Annotated in this window: 18 protein-coding genes; 6 read left to right on the top strand and 12 right to left on the bottom strand. The window is 64.0% G+C overall.

All coding sequences use genetic code 11. From position 1 onward, the window contains the following. Positions 1 to 86: 86 nt before the first annotated feature. Both A9K65_RS24570 and A9K65_RS24565 read right to left on the bottom strand, forming a co-directional pair. Positions 87 to 1,217 carry a glycosyltransferase family 4 protein gene (locus A9K65_RS24570; RefSeq protein WP_013532221.1) on the bottom strand — a complete coding sequence of 377 codons (1,131 nt, stop codon included), beginning with the start codon at positions 1,215 to 1,217 and terminating at the stop codon, positions 87 to 89. A gap of 10 nt (positions 1,218 to 1,227) precedes the next feature. After that, positions 1,228 to 1,791, bottom strand: coding sequence for a polysaccharide biosynthesis/export family protein (locus tag A9K65_RS24565; protein ID WP_013532220.1), 564 nt, complete (start codon positions 1,789 to 1,791; stop codon positions 1,228 to 1,230). 260 nt (positions 1,792 to 2,051) lie between these two features. On the opposite strand from A9K65_RS24565, the gene A9K65_RS24560 reads away from it, so the two are divergent. Then, positions 2,052 to 4,322 carry an exopolysaccharide transport family protein gene (locus A9K65_RS24560; RefSeq protein WP_064995438.1) on the top strand — a complete coding sequence of 757 codons (2,271 nt, stop codon included), beginning with the start codon at positions 2,052 to 2,054 and terminating at the stop codon, positions 4,320 to 4,322. A gap of 46 nt (positions 4,323 to 4,368) precedes the next feature. Here A9K65_RS24560 and A9K65_RS24555 read toward each other — a convergent pair whose 3' ends face one another. Further along, positions 4,369 to 5,205 carry a GNAT family N-acetyltransferase gene (locus tag A9K65_RS24555; RefSeq protein ID WP_064995437.1) on the bottom strand — a complete coding sequence of 279 codons (837 nt, stop codon included), beginning with the start codon at positions 5,203 to 5,205 and terminating at the stop codon, positions 4,369 to 4,371. A 4-nt stretch (positions 5,206 to 5,209) separates the two neighbouring features. Continuing rightward, complete coding sequence (locus A9K65_RS24550; protein WP_064995436.1) at positions 5,210 to 6,433, bottom strand: GNAT family N-acetyltransferase; 1,224 nt, start codon at positions 6,431 to 6,433, stop codon at positions 5,210 to 5,212. A gap of 91 nt (positions 6,434 to 6,524) precedes the next feature. Here A9K65_RS24550 and A9K65_RS24545 point away from each other — a divergent pair, with 91 nt between their 5' ends. Further along, positions 6,525 to 7,583: a polysaccharide deacetylase family protein gene (locus A9K65_RS24545; protein WP_064995435.1), complete on the top strand. Its 1,059-nt coding sequence runs from the start codon at positions 6,525 to 6,527 to the stop codon at positions 7,581 to 7,583. Between the two features lie 15 nt (positions 7,584 to 7,598). Here the strand turns inward: A9K65_RS24545 and A9K65_RS24540 are convergent, their stop codons facing one another. Further along, positions 7,599 to 7,814: a DUF2842 domain-containing protein gene (locus tag A9K65_RS24540; RefSeq protein WP_013532215.1), complete on the bottom strand. Its 216-nt coding sequence runs from the start codon at positions 7,812 to 7,814 to the stop codon at positions 7,599 to 7,601. A 198-nt stretch (positions 7,815 to 8,012) separates the two neighbouring features. On the opposite strand from A9K65_RS24540, the gene A9K65_RS24535 reads away from it, so the two are divergent. Further along, positions 8,013 to 9,104: a COX15/CtaA family protein gene (locus tag A9K65_RS24535; protein WP_082826667.1), complete on the top strand. Its 1,092-nt coding sequence runs from the start codon at positions 8,013 to 8,015 to the stop codon at positions 9,102 to 9,104. A 25-nt stretch (positions 9,105 to 9,129) separates the two neighbouring features. Here A9K65_RS24535 and A9K65_RS24530 read toward each other — a convergent pair whose 3' ends face one another. The 3 genes from A9K65_RS24530 to speB are packed head-to-tail and all read right to left on the bottom strand — an operon-like array spanning position 9,130 to position 11,933. Further along, entirely contained in the window at positions 9,130 to 9,972 is an 843-nt protein-coding gene (locus A9K65_RS24530; protein ID WP_198327658.1) for an aminoglycoside phosphotransferase family protein, read from the bottom strand. After that, positions 9,969 to 10,895 (bottom strand): N-acetyl-gamma-glutamyl-phosphate reductase, encoded by a 927-nt coding sequence (gene argC / locus A9K65_RS24525; protein WP_013532212.1) that lies wholly within the window; start codon positions 10,893 to 10,895, stop codon positions 9,969 to 9,971. Before argC ends, A9K65_RS24530 begins: the two co-directional genes overlap by 4 nt. A gap of 24 nt (positions 10,896 to 10,919) precedes the next feature. After that, entirely contained in the window at positions 10,920 to 11,933 is a 1,014-nt protein-coding gene (gene speB / locus A9K65_RS24520; RefSeq protein WP_064995433.1) for an agmatinase, read from the bottom strand. 123 nt (positions 11,934 to 12,056) lie between these two features. Here speB and A9K65_RS24515 point away from each other — a divergent pair, with 123 nt between their 5' ends. Together A9K65_RS24515 and A9K65_RS24510 are read left to right on the top strand one after the other, a co-directional pair. Beyond that, positions 12,057 to 13,265, top strand: coding sequence for an acyltransferase (locus A9K65_RS24515; protein ID WP_064995432.1), 1,209 nt, complete (start codon positions 12,057 to 12,059; stop codon positions 13,263 to 13,265). A 96-nt stretch (positions 13,266 to 13,361) separates the two neighbouring features. Then, positions 13,362 to 14,420: a glycerophosphodiester phosphodiesterase family protein gene (locus A9K65_RS24510; protein ID WP_064995431.1), complete on the top strand. Its 1,059-nt coding sequence runs from the start codon at positions 13,362 to 13,364 to the stop codon at positions 14,418 to 14,420. A 51-nt stretch (positions 14,421 to 14,471) separates the two neighbouring features. Here the strand turns inward: A9K65_RS24510 and A9K65_RS24505 are convergent, their stop codons facing one another. Beyond that, positions 14,472 to 15,359: an aldo/keto reductase family oxidoreductase gene (locus A9K65_RS24505; RefSeq protein ID WP_064995430.1), complete on the bottom strand. Its 888-nt coding sequence runs from the start codon at positions 15,357 to 15,359 to the stop codon at positions 14,472 to 14,474. Positions 15,360 to 15,450: 91 nt separating this feature from the next. Here A9K65_RS24505 and A9K65_RS24500 point away from each other — a divergent pair, with 91 nt between their 5' ends. Beyond that, on the top strand, positions 15,451 to 16,350 hold the full coding sequence (locus A9K65_RS24500; RefSeq protein ID WP_013532207.1) for a LysR family transcriptional regulator: 900 nt from the start codon (positions 15,451 to 15,453) through the stop codon (positions 16,348 to 16,350). A 192-nt stretch (positions 16,351 to 16,542) separates the two neighbouring features. Here the strand turns inward: A9K65_RS24500 and rpsI are convergent, their stop codons facing one another. From rpsI to A9K65_RS24485, 3 genes are all read right to left on the bottom strand, one after another. Beyond that, positions 16,543 to 17,025 carry a 30S ribosomal protein S9 gene (rpsI, locus tag A9K65_RS24495; RefSeq protein WP_023810272.1) on the bottom strand — a complete coding sequence of 161 codons (483 nt, stop codon included), beginning with the start codon at positions 17,023 to 17,025 and terminating at the stop codon, positions 16,543 to 16,545. Between the two features lies 1 nt (position 17,026). Further along, positions 17,027 to 17,491, bottom strand: coding sequence for a 50S ribosomal protein L13 (rplM, locus tag A9K65_RS24490; protein WP_013532205.1), 465 nt, complete (start codon positions 17,489 to 17,491; stop codon positions 17,027 to 17,029). Positions 17,492 to 17,706: 215 nt separating this feature from the next. Beyond that, on the bottom strand, positions 17,707 to 18,171 hold the full coding sequence (locus A9K65_RS24485; RefSeq protein ID WP_024504604.1) for a PaaI family thioesterase: 465 nt from the start codon (positions 18,169 to 18,171) through the stop codon (positions 17,707 to 17,709). Positions 18,172 to 18,297 lie beyond the last annotated feature (126 nt).

The following is an 18,297-nucleotide window of genomic DNA, read 5'->3' as shown; positions in this document are numbered from 1 at the left end:
TCCGCAAGCTTCCCCCCGGTCATAGCAAAAGAGAGCTAAGAAACCCTTGAAACAACATACGGCTTTGGAACGGCTTGGTCCTGCGCCTACCTGTCGAGCGCGGCGAAATAGGCGTTCTCGATGTCGGCGGCCATCACATCGGCGCCGAAGCGTGCCTTGAGGTCGGCCCCATCCGGCATCAGATCGCGATAGGCGGCCGGGTCGGCCAGCGCCTGGCTCATCCTTTCGGCGAGCTCGATCGGGTCAGGTCGGATCAGGGCAGGGGAACCGGTGTCGAATATCTCCGGAATGCCGCCGACCGCGGTTGCAATCATCGGCTTTCCTGCGGCAAGCGTTTCCAGGACGATATAGGGCATGGCTTCGGCGCGCGAGGGAACGATGATAAGCGCGGCAAGGGCAAAGGCCTCCCTGGCCGGCATCGGCGGCAGGAAGCGGACATGGCGCTCGAGCCCGAGGCGTTTCACTTGCCCGTGGTAACGCGGTAGGTCGTCGCCGTCGCCGACCATCACCGCGGTCAGCGCGCGGCCGAACCGTGGGCCGGCGAGCGCCAATGCGTCGATGAAGATATCCGGCCCCTTCAGGTCGCGCATCATGCCGATATAAAGCAGGTCGGCTGCGTCCGGCGCGGTGATCACCGGCTCGAATTCAGTGGCGCGCAGGCCGTTATAGACAAGGGTGTTGGGAATGGGCGGCTCGCCGACCTTGTGGCGATAGGTCCGCCGCTCATAGTCCGAGACAAACAGCAGATAGTCGGTGAAGCGAGCCATGAAGCGCTCGAGCGCGAAGAACAGCTTTCCGGTGGTCGTGTTCTCGTCATAGTGGAGGGAGCCGCCATGCGGCGAATAAAGGCGGGCTACGCGAGACCTTGATACCCGCAACAACGAGCCGAACAGACGGGCATAGGCGCCACCCTTGGCGCCGTGTCCGTGCAGTACGTCCGGCCGCAATTCCTTGATGATCCTGTACGTGCGCCAGGCCGAGGCAAGGTCGCCGGGACCGACGTGGCGCTGCATCGGCGTGCGATGAATGCCGAGCGCCAGCATGTTCTTCATCTGCTCGAACAGATGTTCCTCGAACGCGCCGCCCGTCGTCGAATCGCAGACGATGCCGACGGAATGCCCGGCGGCGACCTGCGCCTCGGTCAGGTCGCGCACATGCCGGAAAATTCCTCCGACGGGTGAGCGAAAGCAATGGACGATCCTGAGCCTGTCCGCCACTTGGTATCTGTCAGAACAGGCGTTCGCGGACGTAGACCGTATCGCCCGGCAGCAGCGGGTCGGAGGTGACCACGCGGCCGGTCATCACCTTGCCGTTGATGTCGCGGGTGATGTCGACGCTTTCCTGGTTGGCGCGCGGCGTGAAGCCGCCGGCAATGGCGATTGCCTTCTGCACCGTCAGGCCGGGGACGTAAGAGTATTGGCCGGCGGCACCCACTTCGCCCATGACGAAGATCGGCCGGTAGCGGTCGATCTCGACCGAAACGTCGGGATCGCGCAGATAGCCTTGCCGCAATTTGTCGGCGATCTCCTTTTCCATCTGCTGCGCGGTGTGGCCGCGCGCCGGTATGGCGCCGACAAGCGGGAAGGAGAGATAGCCGGATTGATCGACGCTGTAGGTGTTGGTCAGCCCGTCCTGCTCGAACACGGTGACGCGGACGCGATCGCCGGCGCCAAGACGGTAGGGCTGATCGAGCACCTCATGGAAGGCGGCCGGCGTCGGCCGGTAGCTGGAACAGCCAGCCAGCATCGATACGGCAAGCAGCGCGCGAAACAGGGAAGCAGTGCTTTTCATGACCGGACAAGTACCTTCGACTGGGCCGCTGCGGCGTCGCAGCAAACATCAGGGATCGAGGCCCGTTATCATCCTGTTAGGGTTAATGGCCGGTAAAGGGAGCGGCCGACACGTGGCGCATCGGCAAGAGTTTTTGCGATTTCTGGCGGTTTTGTTTGTCGCCCGCCAGTAAACCCTAACGAAAACTTACCGCGATCTTAACGGCTGAGTTACCATAGTTGTTTACGGTGCGTGCTGACCCAGTATCGGAGTAGGGATGCATGTCCGTTCAGTCCGCGGCCGCAGATGTCGATGTCGATCTCAGGCAGCTCTTCGCCAGCCTGGCGAGGAATTGGCTGCGTATAGGCCTCGTCGTCCTGTTGGCGACCGGGCTGGCCTTTGCTTTCGCCTCGCTGGCAACCCGGCACTACAAGGCCGAGACGCAGGTGGAGATCGCGCCGCGCGAATCCATCTACACGCGGCCGGCCAGCAACAACAACGACACCGACAAGCCTATTCTCGACGAGCAGGGCGTCGCCACCCAGGTCCAGATCATTTCCTCCAACGAAATCCTCAAGCAGGTCTCGCAAACGCTTGGGCTGGAAAAACTGCCCGAGTTCAATGAAGCGCTCGACATGTCGGCGCTGAGCCGCGCTCTGGTCCTGGTCGGCCTGAAAAGCGACCCGATGGAAATTCCGACGGAAGAGCGCGTGCTCAAGAAAATGCACGAGAAGCTCAACGTCTACGGCGTCGAGAAGACCCGCATCATTGCCGTCGAGTTCTCATCGGAAGATCCCAAGCTCGCGGCCGCCATACCGGACGCCATCGCTGCCGCCTATATAGCGGGGCAAGGGGCGGCAAAGCTCGAATCGAACAGCGCCGCGGCAGACTTCCTGGCGCCCGAGATCGCCGACCTGCAGCGGCAGGTCAAGGATGCGGAGGCGAAGGTCGCCGCCTATCGCGCCCAGTCCGATCTTCTGATGGGTGGCAACAATTCGGTGCTGGCCACCCAGCAGCTTTCGGAACTGTCGAGCGAACTGTCGAAAGTGCGCGCCAACCGTGCTGCGGCCGAAGCGACCGCCGACGGTGTGCGCAGGGCGCTGCAGAATGGCGGTTCGCTGGACGCCGTGCCGGAGGTTCTGTCGTCAGACCTGATCCAGCGCTTGCGTGAGCGACAGGTCGAATTGCGCTCCAACATCGCCGATCTGTCGACGACGCTGCTTGGCAATCATCCGCGCATTCGCGCGCTGAAATCGCAACTGTCCGATCTCGACGCGCAGATCCGCAGCGAGGCCCAGAAGATCATGAAAGGCCTGTTGATGCAGGCCGAGACGGCAAAGGCCCGCGAGAACCAGCTCGTCGCCGACGTCAATACATTGAAAGCCGCTTCGGCGCAGGCCGGCGAACAACAGGTCGACCTCGACGCACTGCAGCGCGACGCGACCGCCAAGCGGCAGCAACTCGAACTCTACCTGACCAACTACCGCGAAGCCGCTTCGCGCCAGGACCGCAACTATCTGCCGGTCGACGCCCGGATCGCCTCGAAGGCGTCGGTTCCCTCCGAGGCCTATTTCCCGAAGGTGGGGCCGATCGTCGGCGCGGCTTTCGCCGCATCGCTGCTGATCATGGCCATCGTGACGCTTCTGCGGGAGCTGTTCTCAGGCCGCGCGATGCGGCCGGCGAGCGGTTCCCGTTTCGAACGGATCGATGAGGTGGCGATGCCCCATGTGGCGCAGACGCCGGCCGCCAAGCCATTTGTCCGCCCCGAGACTGCCGTCTTCCAGGAAGCCGTCATTCACCAGGAACTGCCTGAACCTGCGCATGAAGCCGATGCGGAGCCTTTTGCCGCTGCGATGCCGGCCATGGCCGAGGCGCCGGATGTGGTCGCAATGCCCGCTACGGCGGCGACAGAGCAAACGGTTGTCGAGCCCGAACCGGCGCGTTCCACCCTGGGCGAGATCGATATCGAAAGGGCTGCCGAAAAGCTGATCGCCAGCGGTGCGGCGCGCGCCATATTCGTCTCGCCGGAAGGCGACGAGGCGGCTGCATCGGCGATCCTGGTGGCGCGCGAAGTCGCCGACGCCGGGCTGCGCGTGCTGTTGCTGGACCTCACCGCGTCGGGGGCCGCCTCGCGGCCGATGCTGGACAGCGGACTTTTTCCCGGCATCACCAACCTGCTCGCTTCGGAAGCGCAGTTCAGTGACGTCATCCATGCCGATCTCTACTCGGACTGTCACGTCATTCCGGTCGGAACCGCCGATCCGGTCCGCGCCATGCGCGCCGCCGACCGGCTGCCGATCATCATGCAATCGCTGACAACGGCTTATGATCTGGTCGTGGTCGAATGCGGACCAGCCGACGCGCAGGGCATCGGCCGTCTGACCGGCGACGCCACCGAGGTTTTTCTCTCCATGCTGGAGGCCGACGACGAGGTGACGCAAGCTGCCGTCAAACTGATCGAGAACGGCTATCCCGACCTGACGCTGGTGACGCCGCTCGGCCACGAACCGCCCGGCAATCCGGTGCCGGGACGGCGCACTGCCGCCGCCTGAGAGAGCCGCGGATCGCCTGGCGGAGCCGTTCAGCGGTTCGCCCGATCTAGCCCAGTTCCAGGGTCGTTACGCCGAACACCCTTTGCAGGTCCAGTTCCGGGGCAGGCCCCTTGTACATGCGCGTGGTGGTGAAGGTCGGCGCAAAGCCGGCCGCATCGAGCGCAGTTATGAAACCGGTGTTATCGGCGGGGACGTCGATATGCAGCTCGCCGCCCTCACAGGCACCGGCCAGTCCCTCCAGGAGTTGCAAAGCGATTTCCATGTCGTCGGCAAACAGCGGGCCGATCTTGAAGCCGGATCGACACCGGCGCGCCACGCCAAAGCCGGTCACGCCGCGCGAACCGATTGCCGCCAACCCATGATGCGGTTCCTGCAGCCATCGCTGCAGGAAGGCCCGCCGCGGCGCCGGAAAACAATGGGCGTCATAGGCGACGACATCGGATAGGAGTTGCGTTGTAATCGTCCGCAACCCATCGGCCCTGGCCGTCGGGCCTGCCTTGCGCCCGGTGAAGCGGATGGTCTCGTAGGCCGGCGCGAAGCCCTTGCGCCGGTAATTGGCCTGCTGCTCGGCGACGCCGTCAAGGCCGACGGTCCGGCCTGCAAGCCTTTTCATGCCGGCGTCCCACACCGTCTTGCCGTAGCCCATGCCGCGCATGTCAGGCCGGGAGATGTAGAGGCCGATGAAGCCGAATTCGCTGCCATAGGCCACGGCCGAAATTGCCGCGACCATGTCGTCGCCGACAAAGGCGCCGATGAAGCCTTCGGGGTCCGCCGCCTGGAGCATCGCCGGGTCGTCAAGACCTGGGTTCCAGCCTTCCGCGGCCGCCCAGTCGACGAGAAGCGCCAGTTCCTGCAGGGACAGTGTGCGGATGATCGGCGTCATTGCGTTAGCTATCTTCTTCCGAGGGCGCCGCCTGGCCGGCGGCTTTGCGGCGCAGTACCTTGGTCAGCTTCCAGATCGTCGGGCTGTTCTTGACGAAGGCTTTCAGCCGCGCGCCTTGCCGAAGCGTCAGCGCCAGCATGCGGCCCTTCACGGTCAAGGGGACCAGCACTTCGAAATGCCGCGTTTCGATATCGCACCACAGCCGCTTGTAAGGCTCATCTCCTACCGAAAAGTCATAGACCTCGAAACCGGTCTCGCAGGCTTCCTGGATGTTGTCGAAGAACAGGAAGTCGCCGGGGCTGGCGTGCCCGAGATCGTCCTCGGCGATCGCTCCGAATTCGCAGATCAGGCGTTTGCCCGAGCGGCTTGAACCGGTAATGGCGCGCAGCTTGCCGGCAACCTCGAGCCCGTGCAGCACGAAGGAAGGCTTGTCCTCGCTAAGTGCTTGCGAAAACAGCGCGCGGAAGAAGCCGCGCACCTGCGCGTCGCCGAAGACGTTGGCGATGCCCATCTTGCGGAAGCGGAGTTCCTTCATCTCGAAGAAGGCGTCGAGCAGCCTGTCGACCTCGTCCGGGGTGCCGGCCTCGATGCGCCGGTGGCTGCCGACGGTCTCGAATTTCCGGATCTGCGACCGGTGCTTCTTGCGTTTGCGTTTGCCGCTGGCGCGAGAAAGCAGCGCATCGAAGCCGCCGGCGAGATCGACGGCCAGCGACAGATTCGGGCTGGAAAAATGGTCAAGCGATGCGAGCGGATTGGCGACGCCGTCGAGATCGGGCAGCAACCGCTCGAGCGCGACCAGATCGATGTCCGGGCGTGCCTCGGCGATGGCCGCCAGCACCGATCGGAGGGCCGGCATATCCACCTTGGCCAGCCAGTTCGGGTCCGCGGCGACGAAGTTGCCGTTGGCGTGGCGCCCACCCATGAAGCGGGCGATCCGGAACGGCCCCTTCGAGGCAATCTCCAGCGCCAGCGAAAAAACCGGTTTGCCCTCGGCACTCAGCGTCGCGACGAGCAGGTCCGGTCGTGTCTCGGCCGCCCAGTTCAGGATCCAGGCAGCACCCTGCGCCGGACCAAACAGAGCCGAGCGGCAGAACTCGGCATAGGCCGCCAGTCCGTCCGTGGACGCCACCGAGATCGACAGGCCGGCACGGTCCCGTGGCAAGGCGCGCGACGATGCCTCGGTCGCCGCAAGCCGATTGCCGTCAAATGACGCAGTTGCGTCAACCATACCTCAATCCTTAGGGCGTATTGGTCGCGATTTGGGGGTTCGCATAGGCGCATTCCGTGCTTGGATCAGCCTAGGCGCAAAAGGTGAATGAATGATCGACGGCGGGGAGGCAATCCGGAAACTGGCGCTGAACGTCGCCCGCTATACCGGCCTTGCACCGCTGGCCAAGCCGTTCATCGGCGGCATTGGCGCCATCCTGATGCTGCACCGTGTTACCGCGACGCCGGAAAAGCCGGACGGCGTCAACCGGCATCTGAATATCGCGCCCGGGTTCCTCGATGCCATGATCGCCGACATGAAGGCGCATGGCTATGCCTTCGTCTCCATGGACGAAGCCGTCGAGCGCATCAAGGCGGGCGGCAAAGGCGGTCAGTTTGCCACGATCACCGCCGACGATGCCTATCGCGACAATATGGTCGAGGCGCTGCCGGTGCTGGAGAAGCACGGCGCGCCGATCACCATCTATGTCGCGCCCGGGCTGATCAACGGCACAGCCGACCTGTGGTGGGACGTTGTCGAGGACATCGTCAACGCGCGCGATACCTTGACGCTGACGCGGCCGAAGGGTCCGCTGACGATCGATTGCTCGACCCCCGCGAAGAAGCTGCAGGCCAATGCACGCCTGCACGCCTATCTCACCTCCGAAATCCGCGAGAAGGACCTGCAGGCGGTGTTGCGCGATCTGGCTCGCGCAAATGGCATCGACGCCGACGGTCCGCGCCTGCGCACATTGATGAACTGGGACGAAATCCGCCGCATCGCCGCGCATCCGCTGGTGACGATCGGCGCCCATACGATCAACCACAGCAATCTGAAGCGGCTCTCCGAAGCCGATGCCCGGCACGAGATCGGCGCCGTGCGCGCCATGTTGCTGGCCGAACTGGGCGAAGAGCCCCGCCATTTCGCTTACCCCTATGGCTATGCGAGTGCCGTAGGCTGTCGCGAAGTCGGCTTTGCCCGTGACGCAGGCTACACCTCTGCCGTGACGACGCGCCACGGCGTGCTGCGCGCCGAACATGCCGGGTTCCTGCATGCTTTGCCGCGGATTTCCGTCAACGGCCGCTATCAGAGCCTCGCCCATATTCGCACCATGCTGTCGGGCGTGACGACGCCGCTCGCCAATGCCGGCAAGATGGTCGTCACCATCTGACGCTGGCGGTTTCGCCTAGCGCTTGGCCCTCGGCTCCAGCATCAGCCATTTGATGATGCCCATTGCCGGCAGCACCCAGAGCAGGCCGCTGAGCAGGAAGAACAGGAAATGCACCCACGGACCCGACTCCGACAGCCGGGCGACCGCGAAGATCGATGCGACCAGCGCATAGATGATGACCAGCGCCACCAGCAGAAACATTCCGATCAGCTTTTTCAGGCGCAGGGGCATGGTTGGTCTCCTGATCGAGCATGCCGGAATTTGCACAGGCGGCCTGGCAGGCTCAAGGGGTAACGGCCTCGCATAGGCCTTGAGGCGAGACTGCGCAACCGGTGAGACGCGGCGCGACGGCGTGCCGCGCCGGATGGTCTTGCCAGCACGGGTGCGATGGTCCACCAATCCGCCAAATCAACCTGCCGGGACAAGATCATGGCTGCCATATCAGCTGCCGCGCCATACGTCGCCCGCGACCGCGACCTGCATAACCGGGCGCTGCTGCGCGCCTGGCTCTATGTGGTGCTTCTGGTGCTGTTTGCGCTGGTGCTGGTCGGCGGCGCCACCAGGCTCACCGATTCCGGCCTGTCGATTACGCAGTGGAAGCCGATCCATGGCGTGATCCCGCCGCTCAACGATGCCGAGTGGCAAGAGGAATTCCAGCTCTACCAGCAGATCCCGCAATATGCCGAGCTCAACAAGGGCATGGGCATCGAAGCGTTCAAATCGATCTTCTGGTGGGAATGGGCGCATCGCATCCTGGCGCGCAGCGTCGGCCTGGTCTTCGCCTTGCCGCTGCTGTTCTTCTGGGCGACGCGCCGCATCGAGCGCGGCCTGGGTCGGAAACTCGTGGGCATTCTGCTGCTTGGCGGCCTGCAAGGCGCCATCGGCTGGTGGATGGTGGCCTCTGGCCTGGTCGACCGGGTCTCCGTCAGCCAGTACCGGCTGGCGACCCACCTGACCCTTGCCGCACTGATCTTCACCGCCACCATGGTGGTCGCGCGCGGGTTGGCGCCGCATTCCGAGCCTGCCGCCGATAGGTCGACGCAGAGGCTGGCCGGCTTCATCGTGCTGCTGGCGCTGATCCAGATCTATCTCGGCGGCCTGGTCGCCGGGCTCGATGCGGGCCTGAGCTACAACACCTGGCCGCTGATGGACGGCAAGATCATTCCCGGCGATCTGCTGATCCTCGAGCCGGCATGGCGCAACTTCTTCGAGAGCCCGAAGACGGTGCAGTTCGTCCATCGGCTTGGCGCTTACACGGTATTCGTCGTGGCCTTGTGGCACATGATCGCCACGCGCCGGCGGCTGCCAGGCTCGACGCATGCGCGCCGCGCGACGCTGCTGTTTCTACTGGTGCTGGTGCAGGCCTCGATCGGCGTCGGCACGCTGCTCATGCATGTGCCGTTGCATATGGCGCTGACCCATCAGGGATTTGCGCTGATCGTGCTGGGCTTTGCAGCAGCCCATTGGCGCGGCACCAAGGGCGCCTATCCCTTGCCGACGGGAATAGCGCTCAGGGGCTGATCCCGAGCCGATCTACTGGGTCGGATCAGAAGCTTGCCCGCACCGCCCGGATCGCCTTGACGATCGACATTTCGCGATTCTCCTCGACCGCATTGTCGTCCTCGTGATGCCAGGACGCCGACAGGCATCCATAGGCAATGGCATGATCGAGGATAGCGGTCGGTGTCTGGCTCAGTGTTCTGGCAAAGATCTCGGCCATATCAGCGATCCGCTTCGGATCGAGGCAGAGATCGTCCCGGTCGAGCGGGTTGTAGAACATGTTCGCCGCGTCGAAGCCGGGATCGCCGAGCACGCCCTTCGGATCGATCGCCAGCCAGCCGCGCGGCCCGTGCAGGATGTTTTCGTGATGCAGATCGCCATGCAGGGGCCTGATGTCGTGCGGATCGGCCAGCAGCCGCTCGGCGATGACGGCTGCCTCGACATAGAGGCTGTCAAGGCCGGCGTCGCGATCGGTATTCGCCTTGTCGAACAGGCTGGCGAAGCGTTCCCGGAGCGGCTGAAGCTCGGGCGGGTAGGGGGCTTTCCCCCGTGAAAACAGTTTTGCCATCAGCTCCGCCGCGATTGCGGTCGCGGCAAAGTCGCCCTGTTCGTCGAGAACCTGCTGCAGCAGGGTTTCACCGGCATATTCGAGCAGCATGCTGTGGCCGTCGCGGCCGAGCAGACGCACCGCGCCTTCGCCGCGCCGCCAGGCGAGATAGTGCTCTCCGCGCAACTCGTCGGCGACGTCATCGAAAGGCTTCAGCGCCTTGACGATCGCCGGCGATCCGTCTTCGCGCAAAACCTTCCAGATGCGGCTCGAAAAGGTCTCGGCAATGAGTTCGGGCGCGCTGACTTTCCAGCGCGCCGGAAAGGCTGGCGTGTCCATCAGAGGCCGAGCATCAGATCCATGTTCTGGACGGCGGCACCCGAGGCGCCCTTGCCGAGATTGTCGTAGACCGCCAGCAGCAGGGCCTGCGCCCGTTTGTCGTTGGCGAAGACATAGACCTTCATCCGGTTGGTGCCGTTGTAGATCTCCGGATCGATCTCCGGCATGCGCTCCGAATGCGCATAGGGCGCCACCTCGACCACACCGCCCTTGATGGCGGCGAAATGGTCGGCAATCGCCGCATGCAGCTCCGCACCGGTCGGCACATGGTCGAGGCCGCCGAGTTGCAATGGCACCACGGTGATCATGCCTTGCGCGAAATTGCCGACCGCCGGCTGCATGATCGGATCATGCGACAGCCTTGCATAGGCCCTCAATTCCGGCACGTGCTTGTGCTGCAGGGTGAGGCCGTAAGGCAGGAATTCCGAGGCGTCCTCGCCCTTGGCGACGTAGTCCTCGATCATCGGCCGTCCGCCGCCCGAATAGCCCGAAATGCCGTTGACGGTGATCGGAAAATCCGCCGGCAGCAGGCCTGCTGTGACCAGCGGCCGCAGCGTCGCGATCGGTCCCTGCGGCCAGCAGCCTGGGTTGGCGACGCGCTTTGCCGAGGCAATCGCCTTTGCCTGGTCCTTGTCCATCTCGGCGAAACCATACGCCCAGCCCTCCGCCACGCGATGCGCGGTCGACGCATCGATGACCCTGGTGGTGTCGTTGGCGATCAGCGAGACGCTTTCCTTCGCCGCGTCGTCGGGCAGGCACAGGATAGCGACATCGGCGGCATTGAGGAACTCGGCACGTGCCGCCGTTTCCTTGCGACGCTCGGTGGGGATGGAAATGATCTCCAGATCACCGCGCTCGGCAAGCAGCGCCCTGATCTGCAGGCCGGTGGTGCCGTGTTCGCCGTCGATGAAGATTTTCGGTTTCATGGGTTGTTCAAATTCCCTGAGTTTTCAAGACTGTATGCCCTGGCCTTGAATCACTGCGGCACCATTGTGATTGCCGTTGTTCAGCTCTTCAAGCCGGGCTTTCCGTTCAGCAAGCAGACCGAGATACTGCATGGCCACCATCGAGCCGGCGATTGCCGTTATATCGGCGTGATCATAGGCCGGCGCAACCTCTACGACATCGGCGCCGACAATATCGATCTGGTTGAGCTGGCGCAGCGTCGACAGGATCTTGGCCGAGGACGGCCCGCCGGCAACCGGCGTGCCTGTGCCGGGCGCATAGGCCGGATCGAGGCAGTCGATGTCGAAGGTGAGATAGGTCTTCTTGCCGCCGGTGCGGTCGACAATGGCGTAGGCAATGTCGGACGCCCGCATCTCCTCGATTTCATGACCATGGAGGATCTTAATGCCGAACGTGTCGGGCGCATGGGTGCGGATGCCGATCTGGATCGACCGGTCGGGATCGATGATGCCTTCCTTGACGGCGCGACCGACGAAGGAGCCGTGGTCGATGCGCTTGCCGTCGTCCGGCCAGGTGTCCTGGTGGGCGTCGAACTGCACCAAAGCGAGCGGACCATGGATGGCGGCATGCGCCTTGAGCAGTGGCCAGGTGACGAAATGATCGCCGCCGAGCGTCAACAGGAAGGCGCCTGATTTGAGGATCTTCGCCGCTTCGCGCTCGATCGTGCCGGGCGTCTTCTGATGGTTGCCCGAATCGAGCAGGCAATCGCCGTAATCGACGACCGCCAGATGCTCGAACAGATCGCGTGAAAAGGGATATTGCGGGTCGTTGTCGAGGATCGCCGAGGCACGGCGGATCGCCTGCGGCCCGAAGCGGGCGCCAGGCCGGTTGGTGACGGCGGCATCGAAGGGAATACCCCACACCACCGCATCCGCGCCCTTCACGTCCTTGGTGTATTTGCGCCGCATGAACGACAGCGCGCCGGAATAGGTCGGCTCGAACGCGGCGCCCGTTTTGGAACGGGCGGTGAAGGCGTTGTCGATGGTGTGGTTCGCCATTACGGATCCTCGTTTTTCATCGGGTTGCAACAACTACAGAACCGGCACGGAAGATGCCAGTCATAGCTTGGCGAGACGGAATGGCGCTGCCCGAGTGCCACGGCAAGACAGGATTGTATCATCATGACGCAGACCGCGTTTCTCAACCCCACCCGTGCCGCGGCGTCGACCCACACCGGCACGGTCGCCGGCGAACGCTTCCTGGTCCTCGATTCGTGGCGCGGCATCTGCGCGCTTCTGGTGGCGCTGTTTCACTTTCCTACCGGTTCGACGATTTCGCAAAGCGCCTTCATCGGTTCGTCTTACCTGTTCGTCGATTTCTTCTTCGTCCTTTCCGGCTTCGTCATCGCCAGCAGCTACGGCGATCGGCTCAACCAACCGGGACAGGTCGCGCGTTTCGCCCTGGTCCGTTTCGGCCGCATCTACCCGCTGCATCTGCTCATGCTTGCCGCCTTCGCCGGTTTCGAGCTGCTGCGGCTGATGCTGCCGCAATTGCACGGCACGGGGGCTGCCCCCTTCACCGGCGGCTTCGACCTCAACAGCCTGCTTGCCAATCTCCTTCTGCTGCAGGGTGTCGGCTTCGAGGATCAATTGACCTGGAATGCGCCGAGCTGGAGCATTTCAGCCGAGTTCTTCGCCTATCTCCTGTTTGCCGGCGTGGTCTTCGTCGCCGGCGCGCGCGCCTGGATATGGTTCGTCGCGGCCGCCGTCACCGCGCCGCTGTTCCTGCTCGGCTTCTCGACCCATCATATGGATGTGTCCTTCGATTTCGGCTTCATCCGTTGCCTGTACGGCTTCTCGCTCGGCGCCTTGCTGGCCTGGTTTCAGCATGATTCCATTGCAGGGGCGCGACAGACTCTCGCCAGGGGCGGCCCGCGCATGGACTGGACCCTTGCCGAAATCGTCATGGTGGCCGTCATCGTGCTTTTCGTTTCGCTGGCGGGCGACAATGACTTCGGCATCGCGGCACCCCTGGTGTTCGCGCTGGCGCTGTTTCTGTTCGCCCATGAGGGTGGCTGGATCAGCGCCTTGCTCAGAGCCCCGTTCATGCTGACGCTCGGCGCGCTGTCCTATTCGATCTACATGGTCCACATCTTCGTCCAGGCGCGCCTGATCAACGTCGCGGGGCTCGTCGAGCGCAAGCTCGGCCTTGGCCTGATCGGCGACTTCATGCTGCGCGGCCAGCCTGCCACCGGCTTCGGTGCCGGCTGGACGGGGGCGGTGGCGATCGTCGTCATGCTCGCCGCTACCATTGCCGCCTCCTGGATCACCTGGCGTTTTGTCGAGATGCCGGCCATGGCGTGGTTCCGCAGGCTCTCGAAACGCATCTGACGCACCTGCTGCGAGTATTCCGCTAGCCGGCTTCGTTCACCCAGATGTCACGGGCGTCGCCTATCCGGGTGTCGATCCGGCAAGGAGCGATTCTCGATGCGGACCATCTGGCTGAGTTTTCTGCTTTACACGGCCGTGGCAGCCGCCTCTGGCCAGGCCTTGGCCGGCGAGACCCGCGCCAGACAGATGCTCGACCGCTTCGAGCATGCCAACCAATGGCGCGATCACGTCATGGTGGCTGCGCATCGCGCCGGCAGCATGCAGGCCGGCAAGACGCTCTACGCGGAAAATTCGATTGCCGCCGTGGAGGGCTCGATCGCCATGGGCGCCGAAATCGTCGAGGTCGACATCAGGCGCTCGAAGGACGGCGAGTTCGTGGTCATGCATGACAGCTGGCTCGACCGCACCACGACCTGCAAGGGCGAGGTGGTCAAATACACGCTGGCCGAACTGAAGACATGCCGGCTGGTGGTCGAAGGCACCGGTGCGGCGAGAGGTGAAACAGTCTCGACGCTGCGCGAGATGCTGATGGCGACCAGAGACCGGATCCTCATCAACCTCGACAACAAGCTCGACGTCGGCGCCCTCCCGGGCATGATTGCGGTCGCTCGCGATCTCGGCATGGCCGAACAGGTCATCGTCAAGGAGAACCTGTGGAATTCACAACGGATTTCCACGGTCAAGGCCGCCATGGAGACCATTGGCGGCGGCTTCCAGTTCATGCCGATCATCGCCGATGACGCGGTGCATGACGCCGGTTTCGCCGGGACGGTCGACCGCGCCTTCTCGCCGCGCGCGATCGAGTTGATCAACTGGCGGGCAGGCGCCGAGACGCTGACCGAGACGGGCGGGCCGCTGTTCAGCACGCGCATGCGCGCGGCCGCTGTGAGGGGCAACTGGCACATCTGGGCCGACACCTACGCCATCGCCAACAAACCGGGCGGCTTCCTCGCCGGCGGCCGCGGCGACGAACTGGCGGTGCAGGCCAGCCTGCCGCGCGAAAGCTGGGGTTTCTGGGCCGATCGCGGCGCCACCATCATCCAGACCGACGAGCCGAAGGCGGCAATCGACTGGCTGGCCGCGAATGGTTTTCGCGTGCCTTATGCCGACGAGGCGCGGCCGGTTGAGCCGGCGAATACGGCTAGCATCAATTAAGCGGCGGCTGACGCTGCCAATCTCCCTCACGAGGGGGGAGATTGGTTAGCTTCAAGCCGCTAGCGCCACGCCGTCCAGTTCGCTGAGCGCATCCTGTGGCAATTCCAGTTCAGCCGCAGCGAGGTTCTCCCTGAGATGCCCGACCGACGATGTGCCGGGGATCAGCAGGATGTTGGGCGCGCGGCGCAGCAGCCAGGCGAGCGCGACCTGCATTGGCGTGGCGCCGAGGCGCGCCGCGATTTCCGACAGGGTGGAGGATTGCAGCGGGTTGAAGCCGCCGAGCGGGAAGAACGGCACATAGGCGATGCCATCGCGGGCAAGATCGTCGATCAGGGCATCGTCGCCGCGATGCGCCAGATTGTACTGGTTCTGCACGCAGATGATCTCGGCGATCCCCCGTCCTTGCGCGATCTGCGCCGGCGTCACGTTGCTCAGCCCGATGTGCCTGACCAGACCCTGTTGTTGGAGCTCGGCCAGCACGGTGAGCGGCGCTTCGATCGATCCCTCGGCGGGGCCATGGGTATCGAACATGATGCGTAGGTTGACGACATCGAGCACCTCGAGCCCGAGATTGCTGAGATTGTCGTGTACCGCCTGGGTGAGCTCTTCCGCGGAAAAGGCCGGCAGCCACGATCCATCCGCGCCGCGCCGGGCACCGATCTTGGTGACGATGACGAGATCTTGGGGGTAGGGCGCCAGCGCCTCGCGGATCAGCCGGTTGGTGACGTGCGGACCGTAGAAGTCGCTGGTGTCGATATGGTCGACGCCTTGCGCAATCGCCTCGCGCAGCACGGCCAATGCCGCGTCATGATCCTTGGGCGGCCCGAACACGCCGGGTCCCGCGAGTTGCATGGCACCGTAGCCGAGCCGCTTCACGGTGCGGCTGCCAAGCTTGAAGGCGGCGGGGGCGAAGGTGCCGGATTGTTGGATGTTGTACATGATTGATCTCCTATGAGGAGGCAGAGATAGGCGCTGCCCAACCTCGTGATAATCCGGTACAATCCACACAGGCCGTGCGGAATGGCGAACAATGATGGACCTCAGCGATCTGAATGCTTTCGTGGCGGTGGCGCGCGCCGGCGGCTTTCGCGACGGCGCGCGTGCGAGCGGCGGCAGCGCCTCCGGCCTGAGTGAGGCGGTGCGTCGCCTGGAAGTGCAGCTCGGTGTCAGGTTGTTCAACCGCACGACGCGCAGCGTTGTCCCGACCGAGGCGGGCCTCAGCCTGCTGGAGCGGCTCGGCCCTGCGCTGTCGGAGGTGGAGGCGGCGCTGGACGTGGTGAACGGCTTTCGCGACAGGCCGGCTGGCTCGTTGCGTCTCAACGTGCCGGTCAGTGCTGCGCGGCTGATATTGCCCGATATCGTGCCGGGTTTCCTCGCCGCCTATCCCGGTATCCGGCTGGAGGTGATCGCCGACGAGAACTTCGTCGACGTGCTGGCGGCCGGCTGCGATGCCGGCATCCGCTATGACGAGCGGCTGGAGCAGGACATGATCGCGGTGCCGATCGGACCGCGCGTGCAGCGTTTCGCCACGGCCGCCAGCCCTGCCTATCTTGATCGCCATGGCCGCCCGCAACACCCGAGCGACCTGCTTGGCCACTCCTGCGTGCGTGGGCGCTTTGCCAGCGGTGCGATGCTGCCGTGGGAATTCGAGCGAGACGGCGAGGTGGTGCGGGTCGATCCGACAGGCCCCTTGATCGTGCGGATCGGCGGGGCGACGGATCTTGCCGTCGACGCGGCTATTGCCGGCACCGGCATCATCGGCCTGTTCGAGGGCTGGCTGCGCCCTTACTTCGACAGCGGCGCTCTTGAGCCCGTGCTCGAACCGTGGTGGCAGAGTTTTCCCGGACCGTTTCTCTATTATCCCGGCCGGCGCCTGGTTCCGGCCCCGCTGCGGGCGTTCATCGACTATATCAAGGGCGGCAAGGCCTGACCTGTTTCCGGCGCCATCACCCCACCCGGCGCTTCGCGCCGACCTCCCCATTGGGGGAGGTAGGGCGCCGCGCTCTTCTAGCTCCCCTCGATGGGAAGGTCGCGCCGTAGGCGTGGGTGGGGTGACTGCCGAGCCGCAAACAAAAAGGCCGCCCGGAGGCGGCCTTTTCGATTGTCTGAAGCTGCGAAGTGCTTAGCGCTTGGAAAACTGGAAGCTACGACGGGCCTTGGCCTTGCCGTACTTCTTGCGCTCGACGACGCGGCTGTCGCGGGTCAGGAAGCCGCCCTTCTTGAGCACGGCGCGCAGCGTCGGCTCGTAGTAGGTCAGCGCCTTGGAGATGCCGTGGCGCACGGCGCCAGCCTGGCCGGAGAGACCGCCGCCGACGACTGTCGCGACGATGTCGTACTGGCCGGCGCGGTTGGAGGCGATGATCGGCTGGTTGAGGATCATCTGCAGGACCGGACGCGCGAAATAGGTCGCGAATTCCTTGTCGTTGACGATGATCTTGCCGGAACCCGGCTTCACCCAGACGCGCGCAATGGCGTTCTTGCGCTTGCCGGTGGCATAGGCGCGGCCCGACTTGTCGAGCTTCTGGACGTGGACGGGCGCTGCCGGCTGGGTATTGGTGTTGCCGGTGGCGGCGCCCAGTTCTGCGAGCGAGGAAAGCTCAGCCATCTTATGCGACCTTCTTGTTCTTGGCGTTCAGCTTGGCCACGTCGAGCACGACGGGCTGCTGGGCGACATGCGGATGCTCGGCACCTGCATAGACGCGCAGGTTCTTCATCTGGCGACGGCCGAGCGGGCCACGCGGGACCATGCGCTCAACGGCCTTCTCGACGACACGCTCGGGGAAACGACCCTCGAGCAGCTGGCGCGCGGTGCGCTCCTTGATGCCGCCTGGGTGGCCGGTGTGCCAGTAATAGACCTTGTCGGTGAATTTCTTGCCGGTGAACACCACCTTGTCAGCATTGATGACGATGACGTTGTCGCCGTCGTCGACGTGCGGGGTGAAGGTCGGCTTGTGCTTGCCGCGGAGATGATTGGCGATGACAGTGGCCAGACGACCGACGACGAGACCTTCGGCGTCGATCAGGATCCACTTCTTCACCACATCCGCAGGCTTCTGCGAAAAGGTTGTCATGTTTTCTGCTCTCGGTTCTGACCTTCATAAGAGAAGGCGTTTCTTGTTGCTTGGATTGGCGAAAGGCGCTTGCCCGCCGCCAATAACAAAACGGCGGCCTTTGCGGGCCGCTGCTTCGTGGAGGCTTATAGGCGAGGGTGGTGACCGCGTCAAGGCGATCGAAAAGGTAGATATCAGGTAAAATGTAGCAAAAACAATAACTTGAACAAAAGGTATTATTTTACCACATCACCATTCCGCTTCGGCGGGATCGAATAGGTGCCGGTGGCATGCGCCACCGTGTGTCCGTCTGGGCCGGCAACGATGTCGATGTCGAACACCATCAGGCTCTTTCCCAGCTTCAGGATGCGGCAATGGCCGTCGATCGGTCCTGCCTCGGCCTTGCGCACGAAATTGATGTCGAGGTTGACGGTGACCGAAAGCGCATCCGGCCCGGCATGGCTGAGCACGCAGACGTAGCCGCCAATGTCGGCCAGCGTGAACAGCGAGGGGCCGGACACCGTGCCGCCGGGACGCAAATGCCGTTCGCCGGCGTTGAGCCGCACGGTGCAGCCGCCCGGGAACACGTCGATCGCCTCGAAATATTTGAATTGCTCATTGAGCTGCGGATAGACGGTTTCCATCAGTGCATTAACTTGGCCGGCGGTCAGCACCGGTTTGACGTTGGTCTGGGCGGGCATGTCTTGGTCTCTCGCTTTGCGCCAGGCCTGTATGAGCGCAGCGCGGCATTTCTGACAACCTTCGTCCCCTGGCGCAAGCGATCGGTGTTGGACGAAACCTGATCCGGTATTAGATAGTCTGGCAGC

The organism is Mesorhizobium sp. WSM1497 (genome assembly GCF_001672455.2).
GTDB lineage: Bacteria > Pseudomonadota > Alphaproteobacteria > Rhizobiales > Rhizobiaceae > Mesorhizobium > Mesorhizobium ciceri.
The sequence above is the reverse complement of the archived record's forward strand: the minus strand, read 5'-3'. Positions and strand labels throughout refer to the sequence as shown.

Coding starts and splice junctions, on each gene's coding strand:
- A9K65_RS24545 (WP_064995435.1), top strand. CDS start 6,525: ATGATCGACGGCGGGGAGGCAATCCGGAAACTGGCGCTGAACGTCGCC.
- A9K65_RS24535 (WP_082826667.1), top strand. CDS start 8,013: ATGGCTGCCATATCAGCTGCCGCGCCATACGTCGCCCGCGACCGCGAC.
- A9K65_RS24485 (WP_024504604.1), bottom strand. CDS start 18,171: ATGCCCGCCCAGACCAACGTCAAACCGGTGCTGACCGCCGGCCAAGTT.
- argC (WP_013532212.1), bottom strand. CDS start 10,895: ATGAAACCGAAAATCTTCATCGACGGCGAACACGGCACCACCGGCCTG.
- A9K65_RS24555 (WP_064995437.1), bottom strand. CDS start 5,205: ATGACGCCGATCATCCGCACACTGTCCCTGCAGGAACTGGCGCTTCTC.
- A9K65_RS24550 (WP_064995436.1), bottom strand. CDS start 6,433: ATGGTTGACGCAACTGCGTCATTTGACGGCAATCGGCTTGCGGCGACC.
- A9K65_RS24510 (WP_064995431.1), top strand. CDS start 13,362: ATGCGGACCATCTGGCTGAGTTTTCTGCTTTACACGGCCGTGGCAGCC.
- rpsI (WP_023810272.1), bottom strand. CDS start 17,025: ATGGCTGAGCTTTCCTCGCTCGCAGAACTGGGCGCCGCCACCGGCAAC.
- A9K65_RS24515 (WP_064995432.1), top strand. CDS start 12,057: ATGACGCAGACCGCGTTTCTCAACCCCACCCGTGCCGCGGCGTCGACC.
- A9K65_RS24540 (WP_013532215.1), bottom strand. CDS start 7,814: ATGCCCCTGCGCCTGAAAAAGCTGATCGGAATGTTTCTGCTGGTGGCG.
- rplM (WP_013532205.1), bottom strand. CDS start 17,491: ATGACAACCTTTTCGCAGAAGCCTGCGGATGTGGTGAAGAAGTGGATC.
- A9K65_RS24560 (WP_064995438.1), top strand. CDS start 2,052: ATGTCCGTTCAGTCCGCGGCCGCAGATGTCGATGTCGATCTCAGGCAG.
- A9K65_RS24505 (WP_064995430.1), bottom strand. CDS start 15,359: ATGTACAACATCCAACAATCCGGCACCTTCGCCCCCGCCGCCTTCAAG.
- speB (WP_064995433.1), bottom strand. CDS start 11,933: ATGGCGAACCACACCATCGACAACGCCTTCACCGCCCGTTCCAAAACG.
- A9K65_RS24500 (WP_013532207.1), top strand. CDS start 15,451: ATGATGGACCTCAGCGATCTGAATGCTTTCGTGGCGGTGGCGCGCGCC.
- A9K65_RS24565 (WP_013532220.1), bottom strand. CDS start 1,791: ATGAAAAGCACTGCTTCCCTGTTTCGCGCGCTGCTTGCCGTATCGATG.